We start from the raw sequence: 17,536 nt of genomic DNA on the forward strand, positions 1-17,536 counted from the left end.
CTGGCGGCGCCGCCACCAGGCCCGATCCAGAACCAGCCATTACCACCGGCAAGCCGCCGATCAGACATGAAGATCACGATCTACAGCTGGAGTATTAAGCTCGCCGTGTCTGCATTCCACCATCCGGGCGTCGCGAAGCTCCGCGTTGGCACATGAGCCTATCGGGGCGCGTCCCTCGTTCAGCGGAACATCGGCCCGATGTTGTCTTATTTTATTGACGTCTGAGGGTGCGTCAGTGCAGGTGGGGGCCTTTTCGTCGAACTGTGACAGGGGTCGCAGGCGCAAAGCCGCACCCCCTGGAATGACGAAAAGTCGTCGCACGAGTGTCAGGTCGGCGCGAAGCCGCTCTCAGGGCCCCCGTCATACCTCAGGAGGACGGAGCGGCCCTCCGGTCAGACTCGAGACTGCCCCGGGAACGGGCACGTGGACGGACGTCCCGGGCCGGAACGCTCGACACGATGAAGGGGTTCCCGCAACAGCCCCGCAGTGACAGGAGTCCCTCGTGACCACCACCCCCACCGTGTCCCGTGCCACCGCGGTGGCCGCCCGCGCCTCGGATCTGTCGAAGATCTACGGACAGGGCGAGACCCAGGTGGTCGCCCTCGACCGGGTCAGCGTGGACTTCCGCCAGGGCGAGTTCACCGCGATCATGGGCCCCTCGGGCTCCGGCAAGTCGACGCTCATGCACTGCGTGGCCGGCCTCGACTCCTTCTCCTCCGGCTCCGTCCGGATCGGCGAGACGGAACTGTCCACCCTGAAGGACAAGCAGCTCACCCAGCTCCGCCGGGACAAGATCGGCTTCATCTTCCAGGCCTTCAACCTGCTGCCGACGCTGACGGCCCTGGAGAACATCACGCTCCCCATGGACATCGCGGGCCGCAAGGCCGACAAGCAGTGGGTCCAGCAGGTCATCGACATGCTCGGCCTCTCCGCCCGGCTCAGCCACCGCCCGACCGAGCTCTCCGGCGGCCAGCAGCAGCGCGTGGCCGTGGCCCGCGCCCTCGCCTCCCGCCCGGAGATCATCTTCGGTGACGAGCCGACCGGAAACCTGGACTCCCGCTCGGGCGCCGAGGTCCTCGGCTTCCTGCGCAACTCGGTACGCGAGCTGGGCCAGACCGTCGTCATGGTCACCCACGACCCGGTGGCCGCCTCCTACGCGGACCGCGTGATCTTCCTCGCCGACGGCCGGATCGTCGACGAGATGCTCCACCCGACGGCGGACGGCGTGCTCGACCGCATGAAGGCCTTCGACGCCAAGGGCCGTACGAGCTGACGCCGGAGGGGGTGTACCGACACGACACCCCCCGCGCGACCCCCGACCCTCCGTCCCGCCCCACCCTCCTCCAGGACACACCCATGTTCCGTACCGCCCTGCGCAACGTCCTCGCGCACAAGGCGAGACTGCTGATGACCGTCCTCGCCGTGATGCTCGGCGTGGCCTTCGTCTCCGGCACCCTCGTCTTCACCGACACCCTCTCCCAGGCCTTCCGCAGCCAGTCCACCAAGAGCTACGAAGACGTCGCCGTCGCCGTCAGCATGTACCCGAGCGCCGAGGAGGCCCAGAAGACCCCCGGCCTCTCCCAGAAGGACGTCGACCGCGTCGCGAAGCTCGACGGCGTCGCCGCCGTCACCCCCCGCGTCGACGGCTTCGCCGGTGTCCCCGACAAGGACGGCAAGCTGATCGGCGTCGGCTGGTCCAGCAAGGGCACCAACTTCGCGCCCGGCAAGGACGGCAAGGACCGCGCGTACACCTTCGTCGCGGGTGCAGGGCCGGTCCGGGACACGCAGATCGCGCTCGACGAGGACAGCGCCGACAAGGGCGGTTACAAGGTCGGCGACACCGTCCGCGTCGCCACCAACGGCCCCGTGAAGGAGTTCACCCTCGCCGGTGTCTTCACCACCGAGGACGGCGCCGTCAACGCGGGCGGCAGCCTGATCCTCTTCGACACCTCCGTCGCGCAGAAGCTCTACCTGAAGCCCGGCTACTTCCAGGACCTGGCCGTCACCGCCGCTCCCGGCGCCGACGCGGACAAGCTCCTCGACGAGGTCCTGAAGGTCGTTCCGAAGGCCGCCACCGCCCAGACCGGGCAGGCGCTCGCCGAAGAGCAGGCCAAGGACATCGAGGCCGGCCTCGGCAGCCTCAACCAGGTGCTGCTCGGCTTCGCCGGCATCGCGCTCTTCGTGGGCGTCTTCCTGATCTCCAACACCTTCACCATGCTGGTCGCGCAGCGCACGAAGGAGCTGGCGCTGATGCGCGCCGTCGGCGCCTCGCGCAAGCAGATCACCCGTTCCGTCCTCGCCGAGGCCGGTGTGGTCGGCCTGGTCGCCTCGGCCGTCGGATACCTCCTCGGCGTCGGCCTCGCGGTCGGGCTCCGCTCGGCCATGAGCGCCTTCGACCTGAAGGTCCCGGACGGCGACCTCGTCCTCGGAGCCACCCCGGTCCTTTCGGCGTTCGCCGTCGGCGTCCTCATCACCATGCTCGCCGCCTGGCTGCCGGGTCGCCGCGCCGCGAAGATCCCGCCGGTCGCCGCCATGAGCAGCGTCCACGCCACCGCGAGCACCAAGTCGCTCGTCGTACGGAACTCCATCGGCGCCGCCCTCACCGCGATCGGCGCGGTCCTGATCGTGCTCGGCGCGGGCAAGGGCGGTGACACGGGCCGGATGCTCATCGCCGGCGGCGCGTTCCTCACCCTCATCGGCGTGATCGTGCTGATCCCGATGCTGTCCCGCCCGGTGATCGCCGTGATCCGCCCCGTCTTCGTGAACCTCTTCGGGGTCTCCGGCAAGCTCGCCGGTCTCAACGCGGTCCGCAACCCGCGCCGCACCGGCGCCACCGCCTCCGCGCTCGCCATCGGCCTCACCCTGGTCACCGGCCTCTCGGTGATCGGCGCGACCGTCGGCCAGGCCCTCGACAAGATGACGGTCGATCAGATCAGGGCCGACTACATGATCACCATGGCGAGCCAGACCAGCCTCAGCGAGGACGCGCTGACCGCCCTCGCGAAGGCCCCGGGCGTCACCGCGGCCTCCCCGCAGCAGGCCGGGGCCCTGGAGATCAAGGGCTCCTACGTCTCGGCCTCCGGCGTCACCCCCGGTGACATCGAGAAGGTCCTCAAGATCACCACCGTGAACGGCTCCCTCGCCTCGCTCGGCGAGGGGCAGATCGCCGTCGCCGAGAAGACCGCCGCGAAGCGCGGCCTGAAGGTCGGCGACACCGTCCCGGTCGAGTACCTCGACAAGGCCGAGGACGAGCTCACCATCGGCGCGATCTACGAGGACAGCGAGTTCCTCTCGCCGGTCCTGATCGACCAGAAGCTGATCGACGCCCACGAGCAGGAGACGTACACCCCGCAGATCTTCGTCACCATGGACGGCGGCCCGTCCGACGCCAACCAGAAGGCCCTGTCGAAGGCCCTGGGCGACAACCCGGCGATCACGGTGATGGACAAGAAGGACATCCGCGACGAGTTCGGCGGGCAGATCAACCTGCTCCTGAACATCGTCTACGGCCTGCTCGCCATGGCCCTGCTCATCGCCGTCCTCGGTGTCGTCAACACCCTCGCGATGTCCGTCTTCGAGCGTCAGCAGGAGATCGGCATGCTGCGGGCGATCGGCCTCGACCGGCGCCGGGTGAAGCGGATGGTCCGTCTGGAGGCCGTCGTCATCTCGGTGTTCGGCGCGATCGTCGGCATCGGCCTCGGCTCGTTCCTCGGCTGGGCGATCGGCGAGACCTTCAAGAACAGCCTCCCGGGCTACGCCCTGGTCCTGCCCTGGGACCGGATCGGGATCTTCCTGGTCCTGGCCGGCCTGGTCGGCGTCCTCGCCTCCCTGTGGCCGGCCCGCAGCGCGGCGAAGCTGAACATGCTGGCCGCCATCAAGGCCGAGTGACGACCTCGGTGAAGCGCGTCGAGGGCCGGGTTCCCGCGGGAACCCGGCCCTCGGGCGTACCTCAGGGCCGCTCGTTCCATACGCGCGGCCGCAACGCCGTCCCGCTCTTCCCCGACACCGGCGTCTTCACGGCGAGGAACTGGTTGACGCCGATCCGGTTGCGCTCGAAGGAGACGGCGGACGCGGCCATGTAGAGGCGCCAGATCCTCGCCCGGCCCGGCGAGGTCAGCCGGACCGCCCGCTCCCAGTCCGCCTCCAGGTTGGCGACCCAGCGGCGCAGGGTGAGCGCGTAGTGCTCGCGGATCGCCTCCACGTCCCTCACCTCGAACCCGGCGTCCTCCAGGGTGCTCAGGGTGCGTCCCATGGGGGCGAGTTCACCGTCGGGGAAGACGTAGGAGTCGATGAAGGGATCGATCTCGTACGCCTCCTCGTCGGGTTCGGGGCGGCGGGAGATCTGGTGGTTGAGGAGCCGTCCGCCGGGCCTGAGGAGCCCGTACAGCGTGTCGGCGTACTCCCGGTACTTCACGGCCCCCACGTGCTCGGCCATGCCGATCGAGGAGATCGCGTCGTACGGGCCGTCGTCGACGTCCCGGTAGTCCTGGACCCGGATCTCGATCAGGTCGGTCAGGCCCTCCTCGGCGATCCGCTTGCGGGCGTAGGCGGCCTGCTCGCGGGAGAGGGTGACGCCGACGACCCTGGCGCCGTACTCGCGGGCGGCGTGGACGGCCATGGAGCCCCAGCCGCAGCCCACGTCGAGGAGCCGGTCGCCCTCCTTGAGGTTCAGCTTGCGGGCGACGAGGTCCAGCTTGTCCCGCTGGGCGTCCTCCAGGGTCGCGTCGGAGCCGTGCGAGGACCAGTAGGCGCAGCTGTAGACCATCGAGGGGCCGAGGACGAGCCGGTAGAAGTCGTTGCCCACGTCGTAGTGGTGACTGATCGCCTGCTTGTCCCGGCGCTTGCTGTGCCGGCTGCCGCTCCGACCCCGGATCTCCTCGGCCGGCGGCGCCGGCGGCGGCAGCGGCCCGGCGAGCCGCAGCAGGGAGCGGGCGGCGGCCCGCAGCCCCGGATCGCGTACGGATTCCAGCAGGCCCCTGGTGTCCTCCGTACGCTCCCACAGAAGGCCCGACAGGCTGTCCAGGAGCTGGTAGAGGTCGCCCTCGACGTCGAGCTCCCCGGCCACCCAGGCGCGGGCCAGGCCCAGTTCGCCGGGCTTCCAGATCATCCTCCGCAGGGCGCGGCGGTCGCGGACGATCAGGACGGGCCCGCCCACTGGTCCGGCCTCGCTGCCGTCCCAGGCCCGCAGCCGGACCGGGAGCGGTCCGCCGAGCAGTTCCTCGGCGAGAGTCGTCAGCCGCGACGCGGCGTCGGCCATGGTGCACACCTCCGTGATGTCGTGCCCCAGACATGCTCGTCACCATGGGAACACCGTCCGTAGGTATTTCCACTCCCGCCGCAGCGCAATCAGTCGGCAAAACACGCGAAGGGCCGTCCGCACCACGGATGGCGGACGGCCCTTTTACGGCCTTGCGTGTACTGCGGGTGGTACTTAGGAGGCCTTGGCCTTCTCCTGCACCGGGGCGGCCGGCGCCGGAGCGGGCTTGGCCGCCTCGTAGAACTCCTCGCGCGGCGTCTCCATGGCACCCAGGGAGACGACCTCACGCTTGAGGAACATCGCGAGCGTCCAGTCGGCGAAGACACGGATCTTGCGGTTCCAGGTCGGCATCGCCATGCCGTGGTAGCCACGGTGCATGTACCAGGCGAGACGGCCCTTGAGCTTGATCTTCACCTTGCCCATGACGATCATCGCGACGCCCTTGTGCAGACCGAGTCCGGCCACCGCGCCCTTGTTGGCGTGGCTGTACTCCTTCTGCGGGAAGCCGCGCATACCGGCCACCACGTTGTCGCCGAGGACCTTGGCCTGGCGCAGGGCGTGCTGGGCGTTCGGCGGGCACCAGGCGTTCGGGTTGCCGGCCTTGCGGCCGACCATGTCCGGGACCTGGGCGTTGTCGCCGGCGGCCCACGCGTAGTCGAGACCGTTGATCTGGAGCTTCTCGTTGCAGTCCACGTGGCCGCGGGGGCCGAGCGGCAGACCGAAGCGGGAGAGCGCCGGGTTCGGCTTCACGCCGGCGGTCCAGACGATCGTGTTGGAGTCGACCTCGAGGCCGTTCTTCAGCACGACGTGGCCGTCGACGCAGGAGTCCATGGACGTCTCGAGGTAGATCTCGATGCCACGGCCCTCGAGGTGCTCCTTGCCGTACTGGCCGAGCTTGGGGCCCACCTCGGGGAGGATCTTGTCGGCCGCGTCGACCAGGACGAAGCGCATGTCCTCGCGCGACACGTTCTGGTAGTACTTCGCGGCGTCACGGGCCAGGTCCTCGACCTCGCCGATGGTCTCCGCGCCGGCGAAGCCGCCGCCCACGAAGACGAAGGTCAGCGCCTTGCGGCGGACCTCCTCGTCCGTGGTGGAGTCAGCCTTGTCCAGCTGCTCCAGGACGTGGTTGCGCAGGCCGATGGCCTCCTCGATGCCCTTCATGCCGATGCCCTGCTCGGCGAGGCCGGGGATCGGGAAGGTACGGGAGACGGCGCCCATCGCGATGACGAGGTAGTCGAAAGGCAGCTCGTAGGCCTCGCCGACGAGCGGCGAGATCGTGGCGACCTTGCGGTCCTGGTCGATGGTGGTGACCCGGCCGGTGAGCACCTCGGCTCCGCGCACGACGCGTCGCAGCGGGACGACGACGTGGCGCGGCGAGATGCTGCCGGCGGCGGCTTCGGGGAGGAAGGGCTGGTAGGTCATGTACGACCGCGGGTCGACGACCGTGACGGTCGCCTCCGCGTAGCGCATCTTCTTGAGGATGCGCCGAGCTGCGTACAGGCCTACGTACCCGCCGCCTACTACGAGGATCCTGGGACGCTCCGTGGTGCTCATGAGATCGAGTATCCACCCCTCCAGAGGGGGGTGCTCGTGCGCCCCTTCACAAGGTCTTCGGACACCTCTGCTACACTCCGCCGCCCACGTGATCCATGTCATGGTGCTGCAAAGGAACCGGGATGCAAGGGCGAACGTTGTTCACCCCTTGTGAACTGGCCAGGAGAGCCCTCGGTAACGCTGAACCGCGGGGCCCGTTCACACGATGGAAACATCGAGCGAATCGGCCCCCGCGCCTGCGAAAGGGCCCCGCGGCACCCCTCGGAGGGGCTGAAGACCCCCTTCAAGCCCCCTTCAAGTGCCATCAGGGCGCTTTTCCTTGTGAAGAACTTCACGAAGTTTTCCGACGGGGTGTCGTCGGGAGGCCCGATAGACGCCCGCTATGCCACGGATAGGGCGATCCCATCGAGGATGTCGTGCTCACTGACGACGACCTCGGAGGCTCCGACCCGCTCCACGATCTCCCGCAGGACGAGCGCCCCGGCGATGATCACGTCCACCCGGCCCGGGTGTATGACCGGGATCGCGGCCCGCTCGGCGTGCGTCGAGGCGAGCAGCCGGTCGGTGACTTCGGCGACCTGGGCGGCGGAGATCCGGGCGTGGTGGATCTTCTCGGAGTCGTACGCGGGAAGCCCGAGGGCGATGGCGGCGACCGTGGTGACGGAGCCGGCGAGGCCGACGAGGGTCCCGGCGGTGGTGAGCGGCACGGTCTCCGCGGCCAGGTCGAGCGCGGCCCGCACGTCCGCGCGGATCGCCTCGGCCTCCTCGGCGGTCGGCGGGTCGTGCCGGACGTGCCGCTCGGTCAGCCGGACGCAGCCGATGTCGACGGAGCGGGCCGCCTCGACGTGCTTGTTGCCGGTGACGAACTCGGTGGAGCCGCCGCCGATGTCCACGACGAGGTAGGTCTCCGTGCCGTGCAGCTCGCCGGTGGCGCCGGTGAAGGAGAACGCGGCCTCCTGGTCGCCGGTGATGACCTCGGGCTCGACGCCCAGGATCTCCACGACCCCGTTCACGAAGTCCTCGCGGTTCTCGGCGTCGCGGGAGGCGGAGGTGGCGACGAAGCGGAGCCGCTCGGCGCCCAGCTCCTTGATGACCGCCGCGTACTCGCGGCAGGCCGCGAACGTGCGCTCCAGGGCCTCGGGAGCGAGCCGGCCCGTCTTGTCGACGCCCTGGCCGAGCCGGACGATCGTCATCCGCCGGTCCAGCTCGACGAGCTCGCCCGTCTCGGGGTGGACGTCGGCGACGAGGAGGCGGATGGAGTTCGTACCGCAGTCGATTCCGGCGACCCTGGTCACTTCGCCTCCTCTTCCTTGTCCTTGTCCTTGTCCACGCACGGCGTGACGCACGGGCCCTTCGCCCACCACTCCGGCAGCATCGCGAGGGCCTCGTCGCCGAACGGGTTCACGCCGGGACCGGCCGCGAGCGAGTGGCCGACGAGGACGTGCAGGCACTTGACCCGGTCCGGCATGCCGCCGGCACTCGGGAAGCCCTCCAGGACCTCGATGGCGTCACGGCGGGCGATGTAGTCCTCGTGCGCGGCCCGGTAGGCGGCGGCGAGCTCCGGGTCGGTGGCGAGCCGGCCCTGCATCTCCTTCATGACCCCGTTGGCCTCGAGGGTGCCGATGGCCGAGGCCGCCCGGGGGCAGGTCAGGTAGTACGTGGTCGGGAACGGGGTGCCGTCGGGGAGCCGCGGCGCGGTCTCGACGACGTCCGGGTTGCCGCACGGGCAGCGGTGCGCGATGGCGCGCAGGCCGCGGGGCGGCCGGCCGAGCTGCTGCTCGAAGGCCGCGATGTCCGCCTCGGTGGGCTCGGTGCGTTCGGTCTGCGGAGGGGGCGTTTCCATGTCTGCCTTGCTCGTCAGTTCGTTACGGGCTTACGGGCGGTCGGCGTGGTCGACGCCGTCCCAGAGGTTGTCGTACCAGGGGCGGTCCGCCGCGCCCTGCTCGCCGCGGGGCCGCTGCTCCGCGTCGGGGTCGTTCACGGTGAAGCCGGTCTCGCCGGGCATCACGTAGTGCAGGTGCTCGCGGGCGAGGCGGCGGACGTAGGCCGGGTCCTGGAGACGGGCCTTCTCGTCCTTCAGTTCCTCGACCCGCCGGGCGGCCTCGGCGGCCCTGCGCTCCTGCTCGGCGATCTCGCCCTGCTGGGAGACGTAGCTCCGCATGGGATAGGCGAGCGCCACGACGAGGGAGCAGACGACCAGGGCGAGGAAGGCCGCGCGGCCGGTGAGCCGCGAGCGGCGGGCCTGGCGGCGGGTCTGGGAGCGGTAGACACGGGCGGCGGTCTGCTCGCCGAGCAGCCTGATCCGGGTCGCGGTCGAGAACCGGTCCCGGTCCTTCGCGGCCATGTCGTGTCGCCTCCCCTGTTCACGCGTACGTCCCCGCACACGGTACGGGACCGAGTACGGGGACGTCCGGAAGCTGCACTACGGAGAGGTGTCAGCTCTCAGCGGTGCCTCAGGCCTTGAACCGCGGGAAGGCGCTGCGGCCGGCGTAGACCGCGGCGTCGTCGAGGATCTCCTCGATGCGCAGCAGCTGGTTGTACTTGGCGACGCGGTCCGAGCGGGCCGGGGCGCCGGTCTTGATCTGGCCGCAGTTCACGGCGACCGCGAGGTCGGCGATGGTGACGTCCTCGGTCTCGCCGGAGCGGTGGGACATCATGCACTTGAAGCCGTTGCGCTGGGCCATCTCGACGGCGTCGAGGGTCTCGGTCAGCGAGCCGATCTGGTTGACCTTGACCAGGAGGGCGTTCGCGGTGCCCTCCTCGATGCCGCGGGCGAGGCGCTCCGGGTTGGTGACGAAGAGGTCGTCGCCGACGATCTGGACCTTGGCGCCCAGCTTGTCGGTGAGGACCTTCCAGCCGGCCCAGTCGTCCTCGTACAGCGGGTCCTCGATGGAGACCATCGGGTACGCGGAGACGAGCTCCTCGTAGTACTCGGTCATCTCGGCGGCCGAGCGGGACTTGCCCTCGAACTCGTACGAGCCGTCCTTGTAGAACTCGGACGCGGCGACGTCGAGCGCGAGCGCGACATCGGTGCCCGGGGCGTAACCGGCCTCCTTGATGGCCTCGATGATGAGGTCCAGGGCGGCGCGGTTCGACTCCAGGTTCGGGGCGAAGCCGCCCTCGTCGCCGAGGCCGGTGGAGAGGCCCTTGCGCTTCAGGACGGCCTTGAGGGTGTGGTAGATCTCCGCACCCCAGCGAAGGGCCTCGGAGAAGGACTCCGCGCCGATCGGGGCGATCATGAACTCCTGGATGTCCACGTTGGAGTCGGCGTGCGACCCACCGTTGAGGATGTTCATCATCGGAACGGGCAGCAGGTGCGCGTTCGGTCCGCCGAGGTAGCGGAAGAGGGGGAGGTCGGAGGCCTCGGAGGCGGCGTGGGCCACGGCGAGCGAGACGCCGAGGATGGCGTTGGCGCCGAGGGAGCCCTTGTTCTCGGTGGCGTCCAGGTCGAACATGGCCTGGTCGATCAGGCGCTGCTCGGTGGCGTCGTAGCCGACGAGCTCCGGGCCGATCTGCTCGATGACGGCGAGGACGGCCTTCTCGACACCCTTGCCCATGTAGCGGTTGGGGTCACCGTCGCGAAGCTCGATGGCCTCGAACGCACCGGTGGAGGCGCCGGACGGAACAGCAGCACGGCCGGTGCTGCCGTCGTCGAGGCCGACCTCGACCTCGACCGTGGGGTTGCCTCGGGAGTCCAGGATTTCCCGGGCTACGACGACGTCGATGGACGGCACGAGCATCTCCTTTTTGGGATGTGACGCTGGATGTGACGCATGGCCGGTGCAGGGTCGCTCGGCCTTGCGACAAGAGCCTAACCGGCTCGGGGGCTCCGGCCAGCCGGGCGCCCGCCCCCTGGGACGAAAAAGGACCCAAGGGCATGCATGTCGGGACGAAGGACCCCAGATCTACTGGACGGTAACCGTCGGCGGGCACGGCCGGGCGCCCAAACGGACCGACCCGGACAGAGAAGGGCCGCGCAACGGACGGGCCGTGAACGGCGGAACCCCGGTCCGGCGCGCACGGGGGGAGAGGCGCGCCGGACCGGGGTGGTCACCGCGGGAGGGTCGTGGAGGTCGCGTGAGCCGCCGGACTCACGCGAGCCGCCGGGTTCAGCTCAGGTGGAGCTGCTGGCCCGGGTAGATCAGGTCGGCGCTCTCGACGACGTCCTTGTTCAGGTCGTAGAGCTCGGCCCAGCCACCGTCGACGCCCTGCTTCTGGGCGATGGTGCTGAGGGTGTCGCCGGCCGTGACCTTGTACTCGCCGTCACCCTTCTTGACCTTCTTGCCGGTCGGGGTGGTGACGGTCTTCTTGGCGGTCTGCTGCGGCGCGGCCTTCTTGGCGGTCTGCTGCGGCGCGGCCTTCTTGGCTGCCTGGCGCTGCTCGCTGCGGGTGGGGCGCTCGGCCGGCCGCACCGGGGCGGGGCTCTGCTCGGCGGCGCCGCCGCCGTAGGGGGCGTTGGAGAGGCCCACGCCACAGCTCGGCCAGGCACCCTTGCCCTGGCCCGCGAGGACCTTCTCGGCGATGGTGATCTGCTGGGACTTCGACGCCTGGTTGGCGGTCGAGGCGTAGGCGGTGCCGCCGTACGCGGCCCAGGTGGAGGCGGAGAACTGCAGGCCGCCGTAGTAGCCGTTGCCGGTGTTGATGGACCAGTTGCCGCCGGACTCGCACTGGGCGACGCGGTCCCACTCGGAGGCCGTGGCGGCCGAGGCGGTGCCCGCGGTCATCAGCGGGGCGGCGACGGCGACACCGGTGACGCCGACGAGCGTGGCGACCTGGGTGGCCTTGGAGGGACGGCGGTGTTTGCCCTTACCGGAAAACAGCATGGAAATTCTCCTCACCGACGCCTGTGAGGTGAGCTGTCGGGTTCGGGCCGGAAAGTTGCCCGGCCGCGTGTCCTAGCACGCGGCTTCACCCCAAGCCGATCATCGGCCGTCTTTCTCAACGGCCGGGACCGGCACTTACCTTGGGTCCCCCACTCCTGCCTTCGGCGCTTGCGCGACGACTGTTCCCATCGGCCGACGGCAGGATTCGGCGTTTCGGTCGACGGGGCCCGCGGTGGCGAGCGGTTAAGACCGTAGACACAGACCCACCGGAAGTTCAAAGAGGCGTATTGCGGAAATATCGCCCCTACTTGCCCTCCGATGGGGGGCGTTTACGCAGGTGAGAGGTGACGGGGGCGGAGGTCACGGGCAGGACACGCCAGTTGGGACGAAGAGACCCATGTCTCACTTGCCCAGAACCGGACATACGCCCCCGAATCACTCGGCCTCGGTGGCCGAACCGTCCGTCAGGTCGAGGCTCTGACCAGGGAGGATGAGGTCCGGATCGAGGCCCACCGTCTGGCGGTTGGCGTCGTAGAGGGCGGTCCAGCCTCCGGCGAGTTCGTTCTGGCGCGCGATGTCGGACAGGCTGTCGCCGGGCCGGACGGTGTACGCGTCCGAAGTGCCCCGAGTGTCCGTTGAGCCCGAATCCTTCGCGTCGTCAACCGGGGTCGCGGTGACGGGCTTTTCGGTCAGCTCGCTACCAGATGAGGCGCGCCGACCCGTTTCAGCCGAAGTGTCCGACTTGGCGCCTTCCTCCGGCGCCGCGTCACCCCGGTGCTTCCCGGTTCCCGGCGTGGCCGACGACACGTCATCCGTCGGCGCGCCGGGCGTAACCGGCGTACCGGGCTTAACGGATGAATCGGGCGCGACGGGAGTGGTCGGCGCGCTCGGGTCGACCGGCGCGGACGGGCTCACCGGCGTGGTCGGCGCGACCGGCGCGGTGGAGCCGGGCGCGGTCGGCGTGACGGGCGCGGAAGGCGTGACGGGGGCGGAAGGCGCGACAGTCTCCGCGCCCTTCTTCGCGGCGTCCCCGGCGGCGACGGAGCCGGTGGAGCCCGCCGGCAGTCCCGAGGTCCGGTTCGACTCGGCGACCGGCCCCGTGGGCACCTTCGGGACGGCGGTCGGGCCGGGGTCCACGCCGGTGGACCGACCGTCGTTCGTCAGGCCGGCGATCGGCGCGCAGGTGGCCCACTCGGTACTGCCCTGGGCGAGCGCCTTCTCGGCCACCGCGATCTGCTGGGCGCGGCTGGCCAGGTCGGGGCTGGGCGCGTAGACGAGGCCGCCGTGTCGCTCCCAGCTGTCCTGGGTGAACTGGAGCCCGCCGTACATGCCGTTGCCGAAGTTGGCGCTCCACTGGCCGCCGGACTCGCACTCGGCGACCCGGTCCCAGGTGGCCGCGTCGGCGGCGGAGGCGGACCCGGTGGCGAGCAGCGGCAGCGCCATGGCGGATCCGGTCACGCCCGCGGCGACGACGAGGGCGGGGGCCTGACGGGGGCGACGGTGTCGTCCGTTCCCGGAACGCATAGGAGGGGCCTTTCGCGTGACGGCTGAGACAGCGGCGAACGTAGCGGTATTCGAACGCTCGTCACAAGTCGATGGCCTCACGATCACGCGAAGATCACATTTCTGACACGCTGTCAGGCTTCTGGACTCGTACGGAAGGGGAGAACTCCACCGGAAGCGTCCGCAATCCGCGCATGATGAGCCCTCCGCGCCACCGCAGTTCACCCGGCTCGGCAGCGAGCCGCAGGTCCGGCAGGCGGGTCAGCAGGGTGGCGAGCGCGGTCTGTCCCTCGAGCCGGGCGAGCGGTGCGCCGAGGCAGTAGTGGATGCCGTGTCCGTACCCGAGGTGCTGGTTGTCGCGCCGGGCGAGGTCGAGCGTGTCCGGCCCGTCGAACCGCTCGGGATCCCGGTCGGCGGCGGCGAGCACCACGAGCACCGGGTCGCCCGCCGGGATCTCCTGCCCCCCGATGGTCAGCGACTCCGTCGCGTACCGCCAGGTGGCCATCTCCACGGGCCCGTCGTACCGCAGCAGTTCCTCCACGCCCGTCTCCAGGAGGCCGGTCTCCCCCGCCGCGATCGAGGCCTGGAGCCGTTCGCGCTGCTCGGGGTGGCGCAGCAGCTGGTACACGCCGTTGCCGATGAGGTTCACGGTGGTCTCGAACCCGGCGAACAGGAGGATGAAGGCCATCGCGGCGGCCTCGTTCTCGGTGAGGTGCTCGCCGTGGTCGGACGCCTTGATGAGCCCGGAGATCAGGTCGTCGCCCGGATCGAGCCGCTTCCTGTGGATCAGCTCGGCGAGATAGCCGCGCATCTTCTTCACCGACCGCGCGACACCGCCCCGGGGTCCGCCGCCGTGCCGGATCATCATCCCGGCCCAGTCCCGGAAGTCGTCCTGGTCCTCCTCGGGCACGCCGAGCAGGTCGCAGATGGCGTAGATGGGCAGCGGGAAGGCGAACTCGTGGATGAGGTCGGCGCTCCCCTTCTCGACGAAGGAGTCGATGAGCCGGTCGGTCAGCTCCTGCACCCGTGGGGTGAACTCGGCGACCCGGCGCGGGGTGAACGCCTTCGACACCAGGCGCCGCAGCCGGGTGTGGTCGGGCGGGTCGATGTTGAGCAGATGGGTCATCAGCTCGGCCTTGCGCTCGCCCGGAATGCCCGTCTTCCCCTTCGCGTGCGGGGACTCCGCGTGGTGCGCCGGGTTCTTCGAGAGCCGTTGGTCCGCGAGGGCCTGCCGGGCGTCCGCGTACCGGGTCACGAGCCAGGCCTCCACGCCGCTCGGCAGTGTCGTCCGGTGCACGGGCGCGTGCTCGCGCAGCCAGGCGTAGGCGGGGTACGGGTCGCTCGCGAACTCCCAGGTGAAGAGGGAGGGAGCGGGCTCGGAGGAGGGGCGGGGGGCGGGGGTGGTGCTCACCCCCCGACGGTACAGGGCGGTCCGGAAGGTGAGGTGTGTGGAGATCCTGTGATCAAGAAGCGGGGTCGTGCCTTAGATTCTTGTCGGTGGATCCTCAGATGCTCAGAAGCACGTTCGCGGTCGTCGAGAGACGGGCCGAACACGCCGTCGCCTTCTTCTATGCGCATCTTTTCTGGAACAACCCCGCCGTGCGCGAGCTGTTCCCCGAGGACATGCTTCCCCAGCGGGACCGCCTCTTCGCCGCGCTGACACACGTGGTGACCCACCTGGAGTCCCCCGGGCTCGCCGCGTACCTGGGGCAGCTGGGCCGCGACCACCGCAAGTTCCTCGCCTCCCCCGCGCTCTACTCCGCCGTCGGGTCGAGCCTGCTCGCCGCCTTCGCGCACGCCGCGGGATCCGCCTGGACCCAGGAGGCCGAGAAGGCCTGGACCGAGGCGTACGGGCACGTCGCCGATCTGATGCTGGCGGGCGCCGCCGAGGCGGCCGGGGCCGGGGAGCCGGCCTGGTGGGACGCGGACGTCGTGCGGCACGAGCGGTTCGGCGCGGACCTGGCCGTCCTCACCCTGCGGCCCCGACAGCCCCTGCCGTACCTCCCCGGCCAGTACGTCAGCGTCAGTTCGCTGCGCGTGCCGCGCGTCTGGCGCACCTACTCCCTCGCGGACGCGCCGCGCCCCGACGGCACGGTGGAGCTGCATGTGAGCCGGATCCCGGGCGGCGCGATGAGCACGGCGCTGGTCGAGGAGACGGCTCCCGGCGAGACCCTGCGGCTGAGCGCGCCCGGCGGCGCCCTCACCGCGCGGACGGAGCCGGGCGGCCTCCGTACCTATATATGCGCGGGCACGGGCTGGGCCCCGGTGCGGGCGCTGCTCACGCGGGCGGCGGAGGCCGAGCCGGATCTGAAGGGCCGGCTGTTCGTCGTGGCGCGCGCGAAGGAGTACCTGTACGGGCGGCAGGACGCGGAGCGGCTGAAGGAGCTGCTGCCCGGTCTCAGCGTCACCTACATCACGTCCGCGCCCGGGCACCGCAAGGACCAGGCGACGGAGCGGCTTCTGCAGTCGCTGCGGGCCTGCGTCCACTGGGCCGCGCACGACGTCTACCTCGCGGGTCCTCCGGCCTTCCTGACGGAGGTCACGGAGGCGCTCGTGGACCTCGGCACGGACCCGGCGCGGATCCACCACGACACGCTGCCGCCCGTGGGCCGCTTCACGGTCCGCCCGAACTCCGCGGCCGAACGCCTCCTGGGCCCGCCCGCCCCGCTCTGGCACAACCCGTCCGCCCGCGTCCCGCGCGAGGACTGATCCCTCAGGCGGACGTCACGCCCTCCGCCGCGCGGATCGCGTCCCGGTAGGTGCGGGCCGCCGCGCGCAGGGCCGCCTCCGGGTCGACGCCGGCCGCCTCCGCCCGTGCGGCGAGGCCGAGCAGTTCGTACCCGATGCCCTCGCCCTCCGGCAGCGGCACGTCGAGGCCGGCCGTCCGCACCCGGCCCGCGAGCTTCGCGGCGAGCGCGAGCCCCGGCTGTCCGAGCGGCACGCCGTCGGTCACGGACTCCCGCTGCTTCTCGACGGCCTTCGTCCGCAGCCAGTGGGCCTTGACCTCCTCCGGCGTCTCGGCGGTCGCGTCGCCGAAGACGTGGGGGTGCCGGTGGATCAGCTTCTCGACGATCGTCCCGGCGACGTCGTCCACGGAGAACGGCTCCTCCGGGTCCTCCTCGGCGATCCGGGCGTGGAAGACGACCTGGAGCAGGACGTCCCCGAGCTCCTCGCGGAGCTCCTCCCGGTCGCCGTCCTCGATCGCCTCGACGAGCTCGTACGCCTCCTCGATGCCGTACTTGGCGAGTCCCTTGTGCGTCTGCCGCGAGGACCAGGGGCACTCGCGCCGGATGCGGTCCATGATCTGCACGAGGTCGAGGAGCCGGGCGCCGGGCAGGTCGTACGAGCCGGGCAGCAGCTCCAGGTCGGGCATGGAGAAGCGGCCGGAGCCGGCGAGCCGGGCGAGGCCGTCGGTCAGGGCGCGGTCGCCCTCGCCGGAGGGCAGCAGCAGGACGGTCCGGCCTCCGGCGCAGGCCTCGACGAGTTCCTCCGCGGTGGGCCTGAGGTGCTCGACGGCGATCCCGGCCTCCCGCAGGTACGGCAGCTGGGGGTGGTGCTCGTCGGGGCAGAGCACCCGGTCCGCGGCGCCCAGCGCCTGCCAGGCGGGCCAGGACAGGAGTCCGGGTGCCACGCGGTGGCTGGCGGTCAGCAGGACGATGCGGCCGGGGCTCTCAGATGTCACCCCTCGAAACTACCTCGCCTCAGGCACCGGCCGGGACGGCGGCCGGGTCCTGGCCGATCTGGCGGAGCCAGGGCGCGGTGGTGGCGGAGAGCCGGACCTGGGCGTCGTCCCAGGCGCCGTAGCGCGGGTTCACGTCGATGGCGAGGGCCTTGGAGGCGGCGGAGAAGACGTCCGTCATCTTCTGCTGGCCCTCGGGGGTGTCCGTGACGCCGAGCTTGGCGGCGATCTTGTTCATGAGGACGTTGCGGCGGACGACGTCGTCGATCTGCCCCGGGGCCACGCCCTGCTCCTGGAGGAGGACGGTGGCGAGCCGCTCCTCGCCGCCGCTCTCGCGGACGAAGGCGGTCCTGGTCTGCTGGAGTTCCGCGCGGGTGGCGGTGACGCCGTTGTCCGCGGCGACCTTGTCGACGACCCGGTCGAAGATCATGACGTTGAGCTTGCGCCGGGACAGGTCGCCGGTGGCCCGGACGAGCTGGGCGGCCTGCGGGGAGCGTTCCTGGGCGGTCCGTACGTCCTTCACCTGGGCCTGGAGGCTGGAGACGTCGATCCGTTCGCCGCCGACGACGGCTGCCGCTCCTGGGTGGGCGTCACTGCCGCAGGCGGTGAGCAGCGAGGCCGCGGCGAGGAGCGCGGCGGAGACGGTGAGCGCAGTGCGGCGGTGCAAAGGAGCCTCCCGGGCTGGTCGTGCGTCAGTTGAACGACCTTGCGGTGATCGAT

At 70.6% G+C, this 17,536-nt stretch carries 14 protein-coding genes and 1 riboswitch; of the genes, 3 read left to right on the top strand and 11 right to left on the bottom strand.

The annotated features are described in order from the left end of the window. Positions 1–502 precede the first annotated feature (502 nt). Both IO20_RS0104970 and IO20_RS0104975 read left to right on the top strand, forming a co-directional pair. Positions 503–1,273: an ABC transporter ATP-binding protein gene (locus IO20_RS0104970; RefSeq protein ID WP_030546408.1), complete on the top strand. Its 771-nt coding sequence runs from the start codon at positions 503–505 to the stop codon at positions 1,271–1,273. An 83-nt stretch (positions 1,274–1,356) separates the two neighbouring features. Next, the gene (locus tag IO20_RS0104975; RefSeq protein WP_030546410.1) at positions 1,357–3,888 is read left to right on the top strand and encodes an ABC transporter permease; all 2,532 of its coding nucleotides are present in this window, start codon (positions 1,357–1,359) and stop codon (positions 3,886–3,888) included. 61 nt (positions 3,889–3,949) lie between these two features. Here the strand turns inward: IO20_RS0104975 and IO20_RS0104980 are convergent, their stop codons facing one another. The 9 genes from IO20_RS0104980 to IO20_RS0105020 form a co-directional block, all read right to left on the bottom strand. Continuing rightward, positions 3,950–5,257, bottom strand: a complete 1,308-nt coding sequence (locus IO20_RS0104980; protein ID WP_030546412.1) for an SAM-dependent methyltransferase — start codon at positions 5,255–5,257, stop codon at positions 3,950–3,952. A 174-nt stretch (positions 5,258–5,431) separates the two neighbouring features. Further along, the gene (locus tag IO20_RS0104985) at positions 5,432–6,811 is read right to left on the bottom strand and encodes an NAD(P)/FAD-dependent oxidoreductase (RefSeq protein WP_030546414.1); all 1,380 of its coding nucleotides are present in this window, start codon (positions 6,809–6,811) and stop codon (positions 5,432–5,434) included. Positions 6,812–7,191: 380 nt separating this feature from the next. Next, complete coding sequence (locus tag IO20_RS0104990) at positions 7,192–8,106, bottom strand: Ppx/GppA phosphatase family protein (protein ID WP_030546416.1); 915 nt, start codon at positions 8,104–8,106, stop codon at positions 7,192–7,194. After that, entirely contained in the window at positions 8,103–8,654 is a 552-nt protein-coding gene (locus IO20_RS0104995) for a DUF501 domain-containing protein (protein ID WP_030210731.1), read from the bottom strand. Before IO20_RS0104995 ends, IO20_RS0104990 begins: the two co-directional genes overlap by 4 nt. A gap of 30 nt (positions 8,655–8,684) precedes the next feature. Beyond that, a complete protein-coding gene (locus IO20_RS0105000) occupies positions 8,685–9,155 on the bottom strand; it encodes an FtsB family cell division protein (RefSeq protein ID WP_030546418.1) in 471 nt (156 codons plus the stop codon). Positions 9,156–9,264: 109 nt separating this feature from the next. Further along, positions 9,265–10,551, bottom strand: coding sequence for a phosphopyruvate hydratase (gene eno / locus IO20_RS0105005; RefSeq protein ID WP_030546420.1), 1,287 nt, complete (start codon positions 10,549–10,551; stop codon positions 9,265–9,267). A 369-nt stretch (positions 10,552–10,920) separates the two neighbouring features. Then, on the bottom strand, positions 10,921–11,634 hold the full coding sequence (locus IO20_RS0105010; protein WP_030546422.1) for a LysM peptidoglycan-binding domain-containing protein: 714 nt from the start codon (positions 11,632–11,634) through the stop codon (positions 10,921–10,923). A 3-nt stretch (positions 11,635–11,637) separates the two neighbouring features. Continuing rightward, positions 11,638–11,811: riboswitch (cyclic di-AMP (ydaO/yuaA leader) on the bottom strand. 258 nt (positions 11,812–12,069) lie between these two features. After that, positions 12,070–13,158 carry a LysM peptidoglycan-binding domain-containing protein gene (locus IO20_RS0105015; RefSeq protein ID WP_030546424.1) on the bottom strand — a complete coding sequence of 363 codons (1,089 nt, stop codon included), beginning with the start codon at positions 13,156–13,158 and terminating at the stop codon, positions 12,070–12,072. Between the two features lie 94 nt (positions 13,159–13,252). Next, the gene (locus tag IO20_RS0105020; RefSeq protein WP_030546426.1) at positions 13,253–14,548 is read right to left on the bottom strand and encodes a cytochrome P450 family protein; all 1,296 of its coding nucleotides are present in this window, start codon (positions 14,546–14,548) and stop codon (positions 13,253–13,255) included. Between the two features lie 98 nt (positions 14,549–14,646). Between IO20_RS0105020 and IO20_RS36260 the strand changes: the two genes are divergently transcribed. Beyond that, entirely contained in the window at positions 14,647–15,846 is a 1,200-nt protein-coding gene (locus IO20_RS36260) for a globin domain-containing protein (RefSeq protein ID WP_030546428.1), read from the top strand. A gap of 4 nt (positions 15,847–15,850) precedes the next feature. On the opposite strand, the gene IO20_RS0105030 is transcribed toward IO20_RS36260, so the two are convergent. Continuing rightward, complete coding sequence (locus IO20_RS0105030) at positions 15,851–16,819, bottom strand: nucleoside triphosphate pyrophosphohydrolase (protein WP_030546429.1); 969 nt, start codon at positions 16,817–16,819, stop codon at positions 15,851–15,853. Between the two features lie 19 nt (positions 16,820–16,838). Next, complete coding sequence (locus IO20_RS0105035; protein WP_030546430.1) at positions 16,839–17,483, bottom strand: SurA N-terminal domain-containing protein; 645 nt, start codon at positions 17,481–17,483, stop codon at positions 16,839–16,841. Positions 17,484–17,536: the final 53 nt, after the last annotated feature.

Source organism: Streptomyces exfoliatus (assembly GCF_000725545.1).
Taxonomy (GTDB): domain Bacteria; phylum Actinomycetota; class Actinomycetes; order Streptomycetales; family Streptomycetaceae; genus Streptomyces; species Streptomyces exfoliatus.

Excerpts from the sequence above, each read along its gene's own strand:
- IO20_RS0104975 (WP_030546410.1), top strand. The coding sequence starts at position 1,357 with ATGTTCCGTACCGCCCTGCGCAACGTCCTCGCGCACAAGGCGAGACTG.
- IO20_RS0104980 (WP_030546412.1), bottom strand. The coding sequence starts at position 5,257 with ATGGCCGACGCCGCGTCGCGGCTGACGACTCTCGCCGAGGAACTGCTC.
- IO20_RS0104985 (WP_030546414.1), bottom strand. The coding sequence starts at position 6,811 with ATGAGCACCACGGAGCGTCCCAGGATCCTCGTAGTAGGCGGCGGGTAC.
- IO20_RS0104995 (WP_030210731.1), bottom strand. The coding sequence starts at position 8,654 with ATGGAAACGCCCCCTCCGCAGACCGAACGCACCGAGCCCACCGAGGCG.
- IO20_RS0105000 (WP_030546418.1), bottom strand. The coding sequence starts at position 9,155 with ATGGCCGCGAAGGACCGGGACCGGTTCTCGACCGCGACCCGGATCAGG.
- eno (WP_030546420.1), bottom strand. The coding sequence starts at position 10,551 with ATGCTCGTGCCGTCCATCGACGTCGTCGTAGCCCGGGAAATCCTGGAC.
- IO20_RS0105010 (WP_030546422.1), bottom strand. The coding sequence starts at position 11,634 with ATGCTGTTTTCCGGTAAGGGCAAACACCGCCGTCCCTCCAAGGCCACC.
- IO20_RS0105015 (WP_030546424.1), bottom strand. The coding sequence starts at position 13,158 with ATGCGTTCCGGGAACGGACGACACCGTCGCCCCCGTCAGGCCCCCGCC.
- IO20_RS36260 (WP_030546428.1), top strand. The coding sequence starts at position 14,647 with ATGCTCAGAAGCACGTTCGCGGTCGTCGAGAGACGGGCCGAACACGCC.